Origin of the sequence: Flavobacterium sp. Arc2 (assembly GCF_041431385.1) — a bacterium.
In the GTDB taxonomy this organism is placed as follows: Bacteria; Bacteroidota; Bacteroidia; order Flavobacteriales; family Flavobacteriaceae; genus Flavobacterium.
Map to the genome: position 1 here is coordinate 84,300 of NZ_JASMRH010000003.1, position 14,996 is coordinate 99,295.

The following is a 14,996-nucleotide window of genomic DNA, read 5'->3' on the forward strand; positions in this document are numbered from 1 at the left end:
AATTTTTAACTTTTTAAACCCCTGAAAAACTTATGGGATTTTTTGATTTCATGACCGAGGATATTGCGATAGACCTTGGTACCGCTAACACTTTAATCATACATAATGATAAAGTCGTAATTGATAGCCCATCAATAGTTGCTCGAGATAGGATCTCCGGTAAAATCATTGCTGTTGGTAAAGAAGCCAACTTGATGCAGGGTAAGACACATGAAAACATTAAAACAATAAGGCCTTTGAAAGATGGTGTAATTGCTGATTTTGATGCTTCAGAAAAAATGATCAGTATGTTTATCAAAAGCATACCTGCGTTGAAAAAAAGAATGTTCACTCCTGCTTTACGAATGGTAGTATGTATTCCTTCTGGAATTACTGAAGTTGAAATGAGAGCGGTGAAAGAATCTTGTGAAAGAGTAAATGGTAAAGAAGTTTATTTAATTCATGAACCTATGGCTGCAGCTATTGGTATAGGTATCGATATTATGCAACCTAAAGGAAACATGATTGTAGATATAGGTGGTGGTACAACTGAAATCGCTGTAATTGCACTTGGTGGAATTGTATGTGACAAATCAGTGAAAATTGCTGGTGACGTTTTCACAAATGACATAGTTTATTATATGCGTACTCAACACAACCTTTTTGTTGGAGAAAGTACTGCAGAAAAAATAAAAATCCAAATTGGAGCCGCTATTGAAGATTTAGAAACTCCTCCAGAAGACATGTCTGTTCAAGGAAGAGATTTACTTACTGGTAAACCAAAACAAGTAGAGGTTTCTTATAGAGAAATCGCTAAAGCGTTAGACAAATCAATTCAAAGAATTGAGGATGCAGTTATGGAAACTTTATCTCAAACTCCTCCGGAATTAGCAGCAGACATCTACAATACAGGTATTTACCTTGCAGGTGGTGGCTCTATGCTACGTGGATTAGACAAAAGAATTTCTCAAAAAACAGATTTACCTGTTTATATTGCAGAAGATCCGTTAAGAGCAGTGGTTCGAGGAACAGGAATGGCACTTAAAAACCTTTCGAAATTTAAAAGTATCTTAATAAAATAAGATATCAAAGAATTCCGCTTAGAAGCAAATCCTGAAACAAAATAATTAGACAATAGAATGCAGCAAATATTTAATTTTATATTCAAAAACAGTAATAGAATACTGTTTTTGCTGTTATTATGCATTTCGTTTTTGCTTACGATACAGGCGCACTCCTACCACAGAAGTAAAATAATAAGCTCCGCTAACTATTTAAGCGGCGGAGTCTATGAAAAGATCAACAATGTGAGTGAGTATTTGAATTTAAAAACTCAAAATGATGCTTTGGCCATTGAAAATGCTAGGCTAAAAAGTATTTTATTTGCAACTACTGACTCTATTTCGATTACAAAATTAGAAAAGACAAAGGAAACACAGCCTTACGACATAGTGGTTTCTAAAGTGATACATAATTCTTATAATGTCCACGAAAACTACCTAACCTTAAATTCTGGCGCCTTACAAGGTGTGAAGTCAGATATGGGAGTGATTAATAATTTAGGACTAGTAGGAATCATAGACAATACTTCTCCAAGGTACTCCACAGTTATTAGCATTTTGAATGTAAAATCTCAAATAAATGCTAAAATTAAAAAATCAAATCATTTTGGTTCTTTAATTTGGAATGGAAAAAGCACAGGATTTGTGCAGTTGATAGATGTACCAAGATTAGCTTCGGTTAGACGAGGGGACACTATTGTAACTGGTGGACAATCAGTTATTTTTCCAGAAAACATTAATATTGGTACCGTTGAAAAAATATATATTGATAACAAAACCAATTATTATACTTTAGACATAAAACTTTTTAACGACATGACAAATTTGGGTCACGTATATATTCTAAAAAGTAAATACAGAGACGAACTTAATAATTTAGAAAAAGGAAAGAAAAATGAATAGCACTCTGTTAGTCAATATTTTTCGGTTTATTTTACTATTGGCCGTCCAGATTGTTATTTTTAACAATATGAATTTCTTGGGATTTATAATGCCTCTTCCCTACATGCTGTTTATTATTTTATATCCAGTTAACGGAAACAGAACTGGGCTGCTATTATCCAGTTTTCTGCTGGGTCTCACGATGGATGTGTTTTCTAATTCAGGAGGCGTACACGCTACTGCCTGTCTGACTTTAGCTTACCTCAGACCGTCTATATTTAAATTTTCGTTTGGAATTAGTTATGAATACCAAACCATAAAATTGAATGATGTCCTAACACCGGAACGATTCTCTTTTATATTAATTTCAGTCATAATTCATCATTTCACGTTATTTATATTAGAAGCGTTTCAGGTCAGTTTCTTCTGGGACATCTTAATCCGAACACTATTAAGTACTGTGTTTACCATCATTAGCTGTATCATAATAATATACCTAATCAAGCCTAACAAAAGATGAGAAAATTCTTGCTGCCCTCCTTAATTATCATCGCAGCATTATTGCTGCTGATCCGCATATTCTACCTGCAGGTTATTAATGACAGCTTTAAATTAAAATCCGAAAATAATGCTATCAAAATAAAGTATGACTATCCTGAAAGAGGTTATATTTTTGATCGATATGGAAAGCTTTTAGTCTCTAATCAAGCATCTTACGATATCATGGTAATTCCTAGAGAATTAAAAAACATTGATACATTAGAATTTTGCAAATTATTAAAAATTACAAAGGAGGATTACATAAAAACAATAGCTAAAGCTAGAGTGTACAGCCCACGCCTTCCTTCGGTTTTTTTACCGCAATTAAACAAGAGTGAGTTTGCGGCATTTCAAGAAAAGATAAGAAAATTTGAGGGCTTTTATTTTCAAAAACGTTCCCTTCGCGATTATGAAGTAGATTTTGGAGCTAATGTTTTTGGCGGCATCACAGAAGTAAACGAAAAAATAATAGCAAATAACCCGTACTATAATAGTGGTGATTTGATAGGCAAACAAGGTGTTGAAGAAAGTTACGAAGAGGTTTTACGAGGTATAAAAGGGGTTAAATATTTTCAAAAAGACAAATACAATAGAGAAATAGGTTCTTACAAAGACGGAAAATATGATACTATTGCAGTACAAGGAGAAGATATAAATCTTACACTTGATGCTGAACTACAAAAGTACGGCGAGCAGTTAATGATTAACAAAAGAGGAGGAATTGTAGCCCTCGAACCACAGACTGGTGAGATTTTGGCTCTAGTCACCGCACCATCTTATGACCCATCGATTTTAGTTGGTAGACAACGCTCTAAAAACTATACTTTATTATATTATGACTCTATAGCAAAACCACTTTACGACAGAGGTCTTTTAGCAGAATACCCACCTGGTTCTCCATTTAAAATACTAACTGGTCTGATAGGATTGCAAGAAGGAGTAATTGATGAACAAACTACTTTCATGTGTCATCATGGTTTTAGTTATGCAAGAGGACGATTTATGAAATGTCACGGTTTTGGACCGCACCAACTGAATAATGGAATTTACAATTCCTGTAACACCTATTTTGCAAACGTGTACATGAGAACCATTAATAAATATGTAAAACCATCTTATGCTGTTGATGTTTGGAGTAATCATGTAAAAAGCTTTGGACTAGGTGATTTTATGGGTTACGATCTACCAACAGGGAAAAGAGGAAATATTCCAGATTCAAAAACATACAAACGTATTTATCCTAACGGCGGCTGGAGAAGCACAACTATTATATCTAACTCAATAGGACAGGGAGAAGTATTAATGACACCAATACAACTAGCCAATATGATGGCTACGGTTGCTAATGAAGGTTACTATTATACTCCTCACATCATCAAGAAAATTAAAGGAACTGCTATTGACCCTAAATTTAAAGTAAAACATCAGACGACCATTGATAAAAAGTATTTTAAACCTATGATTCAAGGTCTATTTGACGTTTATAACTTAGGTACTGCTAAATCATTACGAGTAGAAGGAATTGACATTGCCGGTAAAACAGGTACGGCAGAAAATTATGCTAAAATAGGCGGTATAAGAGTCAAACTTGAAGACCACTCTATATTTGTTGCATTTGCACCTAAGGACAACCCAAAAATTGCAATTGCAGTATTAGTAGAAAATGGAGGCTATGGAGCAACCATTGCAGGACCGATTGCCAGTTTAATGATTGAACGTTATTTAAGAAAAAAAATAACAAGAACAGATTTAGAAACAAGAATTCTAAAGACGAGCTTAAGAGATCGCTATGCAAAATTAGGCGGAATGAACGAAGCTAGCGCGATTGAAACGACGCCTAAAGATTCTACCTTAGATAAAAATGTTGTAAACACAGTTACACCGATAGACTCTACTAAACAAAATTAAAAAGAGATTCATTTCAAATGAAAAATCAGAGCATAAAGAAAAATCTTGACTGGACATGTATATTAATTTATATTGCACTTGTGATTATGGGTTGGTTAAACATCTACTCCTCTTCCTTGTCCTCTATAGAAGACACATACCAGAAACAACTTATATTCATTGTATTGACCATTCCTTTAATTTTCATACTACTTGCAATTGACGGTAAGTTTTATGAAAAATACGCGAGTATTATCTTTGGTGTCTCATTATTATCATTAGCAGGTCTATTTTTATTTGGAAAAACCATCGCAGGACAACGATGCTGGTATGCGATAGGAAGCTTCACATTGCAACCTTCTGAATTTGCAAAAGCAGCGACCTCATTAGCTTTAGCAAAATTCTTAAGCGATTCACAAATTAATTTAAAGGAAGTAAACCGTCAAATGCAAGCGCTTGCGATTGTGTTTTTACCCGTTCTCCTTATATTACCACAGCCAGACCCTGGTAGTGCACTTATCTATAGCATCTTTATCATTGTTCTATATCGCGAAGGGTTACCTTCATGGTACGTATGGACTGGATTTATTACCATCCTTTTATTCGTGTTAACTTTAGTTTTACAGCCACAATATGTAATATTATTGGCATTAGCGGTAATTTTAATTGTCTATTTTAAATCGAGATTAGGAGACCGAAATATTGTTTTAAGCAGTATTCTTTTTGTTTTAATTTCTGGTTTTGTATTGTCTGTTAATTACGTTTTTCAAAATGTATTTAAACAACACCATAGGGATCGTTTTAATATCTTATTAGGTAAAACTGTAGACTTAAAAGGAATTGGATACAATACCAATCAATCGGAGATTGCTATTGGTTCTGGAGGATGGTTAGGAAGAGGCTTCCTTGAAGGAACTCAGACCAAAGGAGGATTTGTCCCAGAACAACATACAGATTATATCTTTACGACCGTTGGTGAAGAATGGGGTTTTGTGGGATCTTTTGTAGTAATCGCTCTTTTTGTAAGCTTATTTCTTAGAGTTATCTATTTGGCCGAAAGACAAAAAACAAAATTTAGTAGGGTTTACGGCTATTGCGTAGCGGGTATTTTATTCACTCACTTCTTTGTCAATATCGCAATGGTTGTTGGTGTTTTCCCTACAATTGGAGTTCCGTTACCTTTCTTTTCTTATGGAGGCTCTGGACTTTGGGGATTCACAATATTACTGTTTATATTCCTTAAAATGGATGCCAATAAAGTAAACGAATGGTAGCCTCAACTACTAAAACTTAGAACTTAATTAAAAATCCAAGCACTATAATCGCAACTTTTCTCTAGGCTGTTTTCTAATTTGTCATCTAGTTTCAGGAAGAAATCGATTCCGGTTAGTTGTTCAATTTTATCTACAGAAACCACAAATTATATAGTGGCTTTTCTGTTCGCTCATTAGGAACTAAGAAAGCAATCATTTTATAATTACCATTAGACTTATTTAATACTATTTTATAAGAAGAATAAGACACAACCACTTTCTCTTTGCCTATAGTTTTAGAGAAATTCTTGAAAACACAACCAGTCACAACATAAACACCATCATATCTAACCGCCCAATAACGAACTTTCTGTTCTAATCGGTTCCAAAACCCACCATTAAACTCATGGTTTTGAGGAGAAATATTAGAAGTGTAAAAGGTGTCATTGTACGTATCTTTATCAGACTGCATATCTCCTGCGGGACAAAGATGGCCTTTGTCATATCCTGAATTTTTATAATTCCTCCAGTCAGCAGAAGTACTTTTACCTTTATGATCTTCAATAAAGTACGGTATTTTAAAATCACTATTGGCAACATACTCTTTCTTTAATTCATACGCCAACCATTCTGCCTGTTCTGCCATCTCATTATAGGATAGACTAGTACTTATGTCGCACGATTTCATTTGACGTGGTTGCTGGTAAATAGTCGAATACAAGATTAGATTCCGCTACCATTTCTTTTATTGTCAAAGTATCAGCGATCTTATCCTTAGTAACGACCCTTGCATTTTCAAAATCTTTTTTACAAAACGATAAAAGAGTCAAACTTACTATTGAAAACATGACCACCTTCGAATACTTCATTTACAATAATTTTAATTATTACTCCTTAACATCCAAGGCGTCACGTAAGGCATTCCCCATCATCATAAATGCTAGTGTTAACAACATAATCGCGACTCCAGGCACCATCGCTAAATAGGGTTCCCCCAAAATAATATAGCTATAATGGTCTTTTATGATACTCCCCCAACTAGGAATTGGTGGTTGCGCACCTAACCCCAAAAAACTTAGACCACTCTCCACTAAAATTGCTGAAGCAAAATTAGCCGCAGAAATTACAATCACTGGCGCCATAATATTGGGCAATATATGATTAAATATAATTCGGAAATCTCCAAAACCTAAAGCTCTAGCCGCAGTAACATATTGCATTTCTTTAACACTTATCACCTGACCACGTACAACACGTGCCACTTCAACCCACATCGTTAATCCAACCGCCACAAAAACCTGCCAAAATCCTTTTCCCAATGCTAACGTAATCGCAATTACTAAAAGAAGTGTAGGTATTGACCAGATAATATTGACCAACCACATAATTAATGCATCTACTTTTCCGCCAAAATAACCTCCTATTGCTCCAAAAAAGATACCAACAATTAAAGAAATTAAGACAGCTACAATACCAATTGAAATTGAAACTCTCGAACCTATTAACATTCTACTAAGCAAGTCGCGACCATATTTATCAGTACCGAGATAAAAAGTTCTTTTCTTAATAAAATTCTGTTCAACAGACTCAATTGCACTTTGTCCCGCGAATGAACTTAGATCAATCTCTTTAACCATTTTTAAAGATGGCTCATCGTTATACTCCACATATACAATAGTATTCCCCACTACCTTATAACTTTCAATAGCAACTTCAGTCACACTATTGGGAAAGCCCAAGAAATAATTTTCTACAGTAGTCTTTGGTTTCACATCTAACGGAATAGACAACAAAGTCACATTAAAACCCGGCGGTTTAGAATGAATTGACAAATGCATCTGGTTTGCGTTTTCTGAATTATCAGGTGCCAGAACATAAGCAAAAATGGAAACGAAAAGTAAGATTACGATAAACGTAAAACTAAAAACGCCCCAAAAATTCTTTTTGAATTTATGGAGCGCAATTGCAGTTAATGATTGTGTTGTATTATTCATTTAAAGAGGGCTACACTTATGACTTAGCTAGTTTTTCTTTTTTAATTTTTGAGGGAATTGTCTTTTTTAAAATCACTTTGTTTTGCAAATCATCTAAAACATTTAATGCCTCTTCAACATAAATATCTTTAGACAGACTTTCATGCCATCTCTCTCTTTTCTCTCTTAAAATACTATCCTTACTAGTCTCAGCAACTTCATATGGCAAAGAAGAAAATTGTAATGAATTTTTATACTGCGAAATAGGCTTGTATTTTTTAGCTTTTTCTTCAATTGCATTTTGCGCAATTTTAAACTTCTCCATGTTTAAGCTGTACGTATTTTCGTTACTACGACTATCGATCCATTTAGCATTATCCTCGATTAATTTAAATTGCTCATTATGGGCAATTCTTTCTTTACTATTTAAAATAGCTTTGTTGAAATTAGCTGTTTTATCCCACACTGTGTATGGAGCTGCATCGATCTTATCCCAAGGCATAGCGTGCTCAACATCTCTTTCTCCCATTTTTAAATAAGCATATCTATCCGGCATAACAATGTCGCTACTCACTCCTTCTAATTGAGTTGAACCACCGTTTATTCTATAAAATTTTTGAGTTGTTGTTTTCAATGCCCCCAAATCACCAACTTCACTATTTCGCACAAATTGATTTAAATCGATAACATTTTGTACCGTTCCTTTACCATAAGTTTGTTTACTACCAATGATAACTCCCCTTTTATAATCCTGAATCGCGGCAGCTAAAATTTCTGAAGCTGAAGCAGAGAAACTGTTAACCATAATTACTAAGGGGCCATCCCACTCAATCTTTTTATCACGATCAAATAACACTTCTTTCTTTCTTCCTGCTGATTTAATTTGAACAATAGGACCTTGCTCGATGAACAATCCTGCGATATCCAAAACAGTAGATAACGAACCACCCCCATCATCACGAACATCTAATACTATACCATCTACTTGGGCAGCTTTCAATCTCTCTACTTCTAGAGCAATGTCTTTTCCAGCATCTCTACCATCTTTGTTTTCAAAATCAATGTAGAATTTAGGCAAATAAATAACCCCATATTTCAAACCATTTTTCGTAACCACACTAGACTTAGCATAGGTTTCTTCAATCTCAACGACATCTCTAATTATAGATATAATTTTAACTGTACCATCAACTTTTTTCACAGTAAGACGAACTTCAGTTCCCTTAGGTCCCTTTATTTTTTTAACAACGTCATCAAGTCGCATTCCTACAACATCAACTGCCAGTGCAGTTCCTTGAGCTACTTTCATTACTAAGTCTCCTGCTTCAAGTTCTTTTCCTCTCCAAGCCGGACCACCTGAAATCAATTCAGAAATCTCAGTAAAATCATTTTTCTTTTGAAGACGTGCTCCAATCCCTTCTAATTTTCCACTGATACTTACATCAAAACGTTCTTTTTCTTCTGGCGCAAAATAATTTGTATGTGGATCAAAACCTGCTGTGATGGAGTTAATATAAACTGAAAACCAATCATCTCTATCTAAATCATTCATGAAACCAAAGTATTCATCTAATGATTTTTTAGCACTTTCACGCGTTTCTTTTTCTAATTCAGCATACGTTTTAACCTTACCATTATCCTCTGCATCATCAGTCTTTAATTTAACTACCTTCTCATCCGTTACATCATCCGCTTCTTTAGAAGCATCTACTGCATTAATACCTTTACTCTTGTTTTCTTGAACTCTCAAACGCTCTGTTAAAGAAGATAGCGTAGACAATTTGATTTGCTTTCTCCATCTTTCAGTAAGTTCGGCAGTATTTTTCGCATAAGCTGCTTTGTCATAATCCGTATCAAAACTCTCATCAATAGAATAGTCAAAAGGCACATCCATAATTCCTTTATAGATACTTTTACTTTCTTCCATTCTTTTCATCAAACGATCGTAGGTCAGATTGAAAAAAGTCAAATCTTTATTAATCAATTCATCATCCAGCTGCGTTTCGTATTTTGAAAACTCATCAATATCAGATTGTAGGAAAAATCGTTTTGAAGGATCCAACGCCTGAACATAGTCTTTGTAGACACCTTTTGAGAAAGCATCATCTATAGTTGCTGGACTATAATGTCCTTTTTCAAGAACAAAAGTTAACAATTCTAATAATAGTTTATCTTTATCAGGATTTGAATCAACCCCTGATTTTAAATTAAATGCAAATAATGTTGCTGAAATAAGAACAATTGCAATTAATATCTTATAATTTCTTTTCATAAAGCTAAGAATAATATTCATCCAAATTTTTAAACTAATGTACGGTAAAAACTATGCCACCACCTGCAAGTGCTCCATAAATTTTTGTTAAAGATATAAAATTGTTTTTTTGTTTTGCTTTAATCCGCCAAGTTAATAAATTTTGTTTCCTTTGTTTCGACTATATAAATCTGCCTAATCCATTTTGCTTTCAAACTATGAATTACAGCATAATAAACATAAAAACATGGATACAAAAAGACCTTTAATCTTAATAACGAACGACGATGGTGTATCGGCTCCTGGACTGCGAGCATTAATTGCTGTTATGGCAGAACTAGGAGACGTTTTAGTTGTAGCACCAGACAAGCCCCAAAGCGGTATGGGTCATGCAATAACTACAAATAGCACCTTGTTTTTAGATAAAATTTCGAAAGAAAATGATGCTATTCAAGAATACAGCTGTTCTGGAACACCAGTAGATTGCGTAAAATTAGCGGTAAATGAAATCTTGAAAAGAAAACCAGATTTATGTGTCTCTGGAGTAAATCATGGTTCTAATTCTTCCATAAACGTTATTTACTCCGGAACGATGAGTGCCGCCGTCGAGGCAGGAATCGAAGGGATTCCAGCAATAGGCTTCTCCCTGCTAGACTTCAACTGGAATGCCGATTTTGAGACTATGAAACCTTTTATTCAAAAAATAACCTTAGAAGTTTTAGAGAATAGTTTACCCCAAGGAGTAGTATTAAACGTTAATTTTCCAAAATTAACAAAGGAAAACATTAAAGGAATCAAAATATGCCGTCAGGCAAAAGCGCTTTGGGTAGAAAAATTTGACAAAAGACAGACACCACAAGGACGAAATTACTATTGGCTTGCCGGAGAATTTGTAAACCAAGACAAAGGAGAAGATACAGATGAGTGGGCCCTTAATAACGGATACATCTCTGTAGTACCCGTTCAGTTTGACTTAACAGCATATCATGCAACACAAGAACTTAATACCTGGAAGTGGAATGAATAAAATAGCATTGTTAAAAGGATTTTTGCTTGGAATTATTGGATCTCTACTAGGTATATTTATTTTCATAATCTTATTTACCCCTTATACTTTCACAACAGGAATACAAATTATAAAATCACAAGGGGCATTGGGTAAATTAATTACGTTGGGGTCTATTCTAGACCTTATTATCTTTGCTATTTTATTAAAATTAAACAAAGATGGTATTGCGCGAGGAGTCGTGCTCGCAGTAATTGTTTTAACCATTTTGACTTTGTTTATTTAAAAATAAGAGCTGATTTGCTTGATTGATGAACATTCAATACCTAATTTTGAATGCCAAAGTTTTTTAAAACTAATTCACATCTTTAAAATGAAATACTACATTCTAGCTGGAGAAGCTTCAGGAGACTTGCACGGATCTAATTTGATTAAAGAAATATTCAAACAAGACAAAGACGCACAAATAAGATGTTGGGGTGGTGATTTAATGCAACAAGCTGGAGCCGAATTAGTTTCTCATTACAAAGAGCGTGCTTTTATGGGCTTTGGCGAGATCGTTAAAAACCTTTCTTCCATCTTAGATTTTATAAAGTCCTGCAAACAAGACATTTCCGAATACAAACCTGATGCTTTAATCTTTATAGACAATTCTGGTTTCAATCTACGAATTGCTAAATGGGCAAAACCCGCAGGGTTCAAAACCTTTTACTACATAAGTCCACAGGTCTGGGCATCTAGAGCGAGTCGAGTAGAAACAATTAAAAAAACAATTGATCATATGTATGTGGTTTTACCTTTCGTAAAACCATTCTACGAAAAATACAATTACGATGTAACCTATGTAGGCCATCCATTAATTGACGCTATACATAATCACCCATCAATAGATTCCACGGTTTTTAAAACTGAAAATCAACTGAGTGAAAAACCTATTATTGCTTTGCTTCCTGGTAGCCGTAAACAAGAAATTACCAAAATGCTTACCGGCATGTTAAGTATTGTTGATGATTTCCCAGATTACCAATTTGTTATTGCTGGTGCCCCAAGCCAAGATTATTCGTTTTATCAACAGTTCATCCAGAAGGATAACATAAAATTCATCTCGAATAAAACTTATGATTTATTGAATAACGCTACAGCGGCATTAGTAACCTCCGGAACAGCAACCTTAGAAACTGCGCTTTTAAAAGTTCCAGAAGTAGTATGCTATAAAGGCAGTTGGGCATCATACCAAATTGCAAAACGAATAATAACACTAAAATATATTTCCCTTGTCAATCTGATTATGGATGAAGAAGTAGTCACTGAACTGATTCAAGAAAACTTTAATACAAAAAATATTAAAACCGAATTACAAAAAATACTGGAGCCTAATCATCGCGCGCAGCTATTGAAAAAGTATGATATCCTAGAAAAAAAACTAGGAGGTACTGGAGCAAGCGAAAAAACAGCTCAACTGATTGTTACAGCATTAAAATAAACATATTACCAATCGGTAACGATTGAATTCCATTAAACGAAATTAATTTGAAAAAGTCATTTTACATTCTATCCCTAATTGTTCTATTTGCCTCTTGTAAATCATCTTCGATAGTTACTCGCGCATCCACTGAAAGCAAAAATGAAAATGCAGATAAAGTTATTGATAAGATAATAAGTACCGCATCAGAAGACATAGGTGTTAAATACAAAACGGCTGGCACTACAAAAGCAGGCTACGACTGTTCCGGACTAGTCTACTCCACTTTCGGCTTATATGACGTCAAACTTCCCCGCTCCTCTTATGAACAATCAAAAATAGGAATTGAGCTAGGGCAAAATCTAAAAAAAGCAAAAAAAGGAGATTTGATTTTTTTTAAAACCAATAGAAGGTCTCAAATTAATCATGTGGGAATAATAACTGAAGTCAAAGACGACGATATTAAATTCATCCACGCGTCTACCTCAAAAGGTGTAATCATCTCTTCTATGAGAGAAAAATATTATCAGAATACTTTTGTTCAATTAAATCGTGTTATAAACTGAAACGCATTACAAACCCCTTCCTTTATATAGCGAAAACGTCATTTTTTCAACGATAAAATAAACCCTTTTTTTATTGTTAAAATTCTGTACTTTAGAACTATGAAAGTACTGCAGTTCCCCTTAACGAGAATTACAATAGCTTTTGTGTTAGGGATACTAATCGCCTTTTACACAAAGCCCGCTCCGGCAATCCTTTTTGGACTATTAACCGTTGCTTTATTGTTTTTTGCTGCAAGTTATTTTTTGCAAAAAAAAGTACTTAAAAACACCCACTTTTTTGGACTGACCACCTATTTACTTTCGTTTTTTATGGGAGCTGCTACCCTCATTGCTCACACTGATTCTTATCAAAAAAGCAACTACACACACGAAAGAGGTGTTTTTGAAAAACCACAGCTTTTGTCATTGGTAATTAGAGAAAAACTAAAAGGAACTAACACTAACGACCGCTATATTGCTATTCTCAATCAAATTGGCACTAAAAATTACTCGGGAAAAATACTTTTAAATATTCACAGAGACAGCGTTTATCATACATTAGAAACCGGAACTATATTAAGCATTAAAGGCATACTCTACAAAAACAAACTGCCAAACAACCCAAACCAATTCGATTATGGCGAATACCTTTCGAAAAAACAAATTTATGCCCAACTATACACTGATTCAGGGCAGATAATTAATAGTGCCGAATTAAAAAAAGATGTTTGGTATTATGCTTCGAAAATACGAACGACGATTATTCATAATCTAGAAAAAAATAATTTCCAGAAAAAGGAATTAAACGTTGCCATCGCATTAATACTAGGGCAAAAACAAGATATTTCACCTGACATTCTCCAAGATTATCAATATGCTGGCGCCATACATATTTTATCAGTTTCAGGATTACACGTTGGATTCCTCTTGCTTTTTTTGACCTTTATTCTTAGCCCAATCCCTAACACAAAAAGAGGGGCGATACTTAAGTTAATTCTAATTCTGCTATGCCTAGCTAGTTTTGCGTTAATCGCAGGACTCGCCCCATCTGTTGTGCGTTCAGTCACTATGTTTTCCTTTGTAGCCATCGGATATCAGTTGCGAAGAAGCGTCAACATTTATCACACTTTATTGGTTTCAATATTACTAATTTTACTTTTTCAGCCTTCCTTCTTGTTCGATGTTGGATTTCAGTTGAGTTATATCGCTTTGTTTTTCATAGTATGGCTACAGCCGTTACTAGCTTCTATTTGGAAACCAAAAAACAAACCTCTAATTTATTTTTGGGGAATTCTCACCGTTTCCTTTGCGGCACAAATTGGCACTATGCCTTTGAGCATCTACTATTTTCACCAGTTTCCAGGCTTATTTTTTATAACCAACTTAGTAGTAATACCATTATTGAGTTTCATAATGATTCTAGGAGTTCTGGTTATGGGATTAGCCGCTTTTGATTACGTACCATTTTTTCTTTCTAAATCGTTAGAATGGAGTATTCATTATCTCAACAAAATAGTTAATTCGATAGCTTCGTTCGAACAATTTATAATTCGAGACATTCCTTCCAACTCCGATTTACTACTTACTTCTTATTTGCTTATACTAGCAACTATAGTTTGGTTCAAGAAACCTACTTTTCACAAACTTGTGATCGTACTATTAACCGTCATTGCCGTACAGCTTACCTATATGCAAACGCAGTGGAACATTCAAGACCAACAAGAATGGGTGATCTTTAATCTAAAAAGAAATACAATGATAACGGAGCGTCATGGAACCAAAGTAATTCTCTATGCCAATGACAGCATCAGGACGAACTCAAAAAATAACAGCGTACTTAAATCGTATCTAACCGCTAATTTCAGTGTGATAACCAGCAAAGAAAACATACATAATACTGCCTTCTATAATGAAAACAAAATTCTTATTATAGATAGTACGGGGACTTACCCAAGGGGCATACGACCAAATGTGATTCTTCTCACACAATCCCCAAAGATAAATATAGACCGAATGCTACTAGAATTGAAGCCAGAAGTAGTCGTAGCTGATGCGTCGAATTACAAAAATATTCAAATATATTGGAAACAAAGTTGTGAAAAACAAAAAATCCCTTTTCACGCTATTGGCGAAAAGGGATTTTTCAAACTAAATTGA

The 14,996-nt window shown here is 34.4% G+C and carries 14 protein-coding genes; 10 read left to right on the forward strand and 4 right to left on the reverse strand.

Annotated elements, in window-relative coordinates; translation table 11 throughout:
• The first annotated feature begins 32 nt into the window (after positions 1-32).
• Genes QO182_RS02745 through rodA form a run of 5 tightly spaced genes read left to right on the forward strand, consistent with a single transcriptional unit; the run spans position 33 to position 5,623 of the window.
• A complete protein-coding gene (locus QO182_RS02745) occupies positions 33-1,061 on the forward strand; it encodes a rod shape-determining protein (protein ID WP_091088876.1) in 1,029 nt (342 codons plus the stop codon).
• A 57-nt stretch (positions 1,062-1,118) separates the two neighbouring features.
• Positions 1,119-1,943, forward strand: a complete 825-nt coding sequence (gene mreC, locus QO182_RS02750; RefSeq protein ID WP_371541423.1) for a rod shape-determining protein MreC — start codon at positions 1,119-1,121, stop codon at positions 1,941-1,943.
• Entirely contained in the window at positions 1,936-2,442 is a 507-nt protein-coding gene (locus tag QO182_RS02755; RefSeq protein ID WP_371541424.1) for a rod shape-determining protein MreD, read from the forward strand. Before mreC ends, QO182_RS02755 begins: the two co-directional genes overlap by 8 nt.
• Entirely contained in the window at positions 2,439-4,370 is a 1,932-nt protein-coding gene (gene mrdA / locus QO182_RS02760; protein WP_371559820.1) for a penicillin-binding protein 2, read from the forward strand. The genes QO182_RS02755 and mrdA overlap by 4 nt, the downstream gene beginning before the upstream one ends.
• Before the next feature lie 17 nt (positions 4,371-4,387).
• Positions 4,388-5,623: a rod shape-determining protein RodA gene (gene rodA, locus QO182_RS02765; protein WP_371559822.1), complete on the forward strand. Its 1,236-nt coding sequence runs from the start codon at positions 4,388-4,390 to the stop codon at positions 5,621-5,623.
• Between the two features lie 130 nt (positions 5,624-5,753).
• Here rodA and QO182_RS02770 read toward each other — a convergent pair whose 3' ends face one another.
• The 4 genes from QO182_RS02770 to QO182_RS02785 are packed head-to-tail and all read right to left on the reverse strand — an operon-like array spanning position 5,754 to position 9,868.
• Entirely contained in the window at positions 5,754-6,290 is a 537-nt protein-coding gene (locus QO182_RS02770; RefSeq protein ID WP_371559824.1) for a DNA/RNA non-specific endonuclease, read from the reverse strand.
• The gene (locus QO182_RS02775) at positions 6,265-6,471 is read right to left on the reverse strand and encodes a hypothetical protein (RefSeq protein WP_371559826.1); all 207 of its coding nucleotides are present in this window, start codon (positions 6,469-6,471) and stop codon (positions 6,265-6,267) included. The genes QO182_RS02770 and QO182_RS02775 overlap by 26 nt, the downstream gene beginning before the upstream one ends.
• An 18-nt stretch (positions 6,472-6,489) precedes the next feature.
• On the reverse strand, positions 6,490-7,596 hold the full coding sequence (locus QO182_RS02780; RefSeq protein WP_371559828.1) for an ABC transporter permease: 1,107 nt from the start codon (positions 7,594-7,596) through the stop codon (positions 6,490-6,492).
• Positions 7,597-7,612: 16 nt separating this feature from the next.
• Positions 7,613-9,868 (reverse strand): carboxy terminal-processing peptidase, encoded by a 2,256-nt coding sequence (locus QO182_RS02785; protein ID WP_371559830.1) that lies wholly within the window; start codon positions 9,866-9,868, stop codon positions 7,613-7,615.
• A gap of 205 nt (positions 9,869-10,073) precedes the next feature.
• On the opposite strand from QO182_RS02785, the gene surE reads away from it, so the two are divergent.
• The 5 genes from surE to QO182_RS02810 all read left to right on the forward strand — a co-directional run bounded on the left by surE (position 10,074) and on the right by QO182_RS02810 (position 14,996).
• Positions 10,074-10,853, forward strand: a complete 780-nt coding sequence (gene surE / locus QO182_RS02790) for a 5'/3'-nucleotidase SurE (protein ID WP_371559833.1) — start codon at positions 10,074-10,076, stop codon at positions 10,851-10,853.
• Positions 10,813-11,118: a hypothetical protein gene (locus tag QO182_RS02795; protein ID WP_371541446.1), complete on the forward strand. Its 306-nt coding sequence runs from the start codon at positions 10,813-10,815 to the stop codon at positions 11,116-11,118. The genes surE and QO182_RS02795 overlap by 41 nt, the downstream gene beginning before the upstream one ends.
• Before the next feature lie 87 nt (positions 11,119-11,205).
• The gene (lpxB, locus tag QO182_RS02800) at positions 11,206-12,315 is read left to right on the forward strand and encodes a lipid-A-disaccharide synthase (protein ID WP_371559834.1); all 1,110 of its coding nucleotides are present in this window, start codon (positions 11,206-11,208) and stop codon (positions 12,313-12,315) included.
• Positions 12,316-12,362: 47 nt separating this feature from the next.
• Complete coding sequence (locus QO182_RS02805; protein ID WP_371541456.1) at positions 12,363-12,860, forward strand: C40 family peptidase; 498 nt, start codon at positions 12,363-12,365, stop codon at positions 12,858-12,860.
• Positions 12,861-12,959: 99 nt separating this feature from the next.
• Positions 12,960-14,996 (forward strand): ComEC/Rec2 family competence protein, encoded by a 2,037-nt coding sequence (locus QO182_RS02810; RefSeq protein WP_371559837.1) that lies wholly within the window; start codon positions 12,960-12,962, stop codon positions 14,994-14,996.

Excerpts from the sequence above, each read along its gene's own strand:
- QO182_RS02745 (WP_091088876.1), top strand. The coding sequence starts at position 33 with ATGGGATTTTTTGATTTCATGACCGAGGATATTGCGATAGACCTTGGT.
- mreC (WP_371541423.1), top strand. The coding sequence starts at position 1,119 with ATGCAGCAAATATTTAATTTTATATTCAAAAACAGTAATAGAATACTG.
- QO182_RS02755 (WP_371541424.1), top strand. The coding sequence starts at position 1,936 with ATGAATAGCACTCTGTTAGTCAATATTTTTCGGTTTATTTTACTATTG.
- mrdA (WP_371559820.1), top strand. The coding sequence starts at position 2,439 with ATGAGAAAATTCTTGCTGCCCTCCTTAATTATCATCGCAGCATTATTG.
- rodA (WP_371559822.1), top strand. The coding sequence starts at position 4,388 with ATGAAAAATCAGAGCATAAAGAAAAATCTTGACTGGACATGTATATTA.
- QO182_RS02770 (WP_371559824.1), bottom strand. The coding sequence starts at position 6,290 with ATGAAATCGTGCGACATAAGTACTAGTCTATCCTATAATGAGATGGCA.
- QO182_RS02775 (WP_371559826.1), bottom strand. The coding sequence starts at position 6,471 with ATGAAGTATTCGAAGGTGGTCATGTTTTCAATAGTAAGTTTGACTCTT.
- QO182_RS02780 (WP_371559828.1), bottom strand. The coding sequence starts at position 7,596 with ATGAATAATACAACACAATCATTAACTGCAATTGCGCTCCATAAATTC.
- QO182_RS02785 (WP_371559830.1), bottom strand. The coding sequence starts at position 9,868 with ATGAATATTATTCTTAGCTTTATGAAAAGAAATTATAAGATATTAATT.
- surE (WP_371559833.1), top strand. The coding sequence starts at position 10,074 with ATGGATACAAAAAGACCTTTAATCTTAATAACGAACGACGATGGTGTA.
- QO182_RS02795 (WP_371541446.1), top strand. The coding sequence starts at position 10,813 with ATGCAACACAAGAACTTAATACCTGGAAGTGGAATGAATAAAATAGCA.
- lpxB (WP_371559834.1), top strand. The coding sequence starts at position 11,206 with ATGAAATACTACATTCTAGCTGGAGAAGCTTCAGGAGACTTGCACGGA.
- QO182_RS02810 (WP_371559837.1), top strand. The coding sequence starts at position 12,960 with ATGAAAGTACTGCAGTTCCCCTTAACGAGAATTACAATAGCTTTTGTG.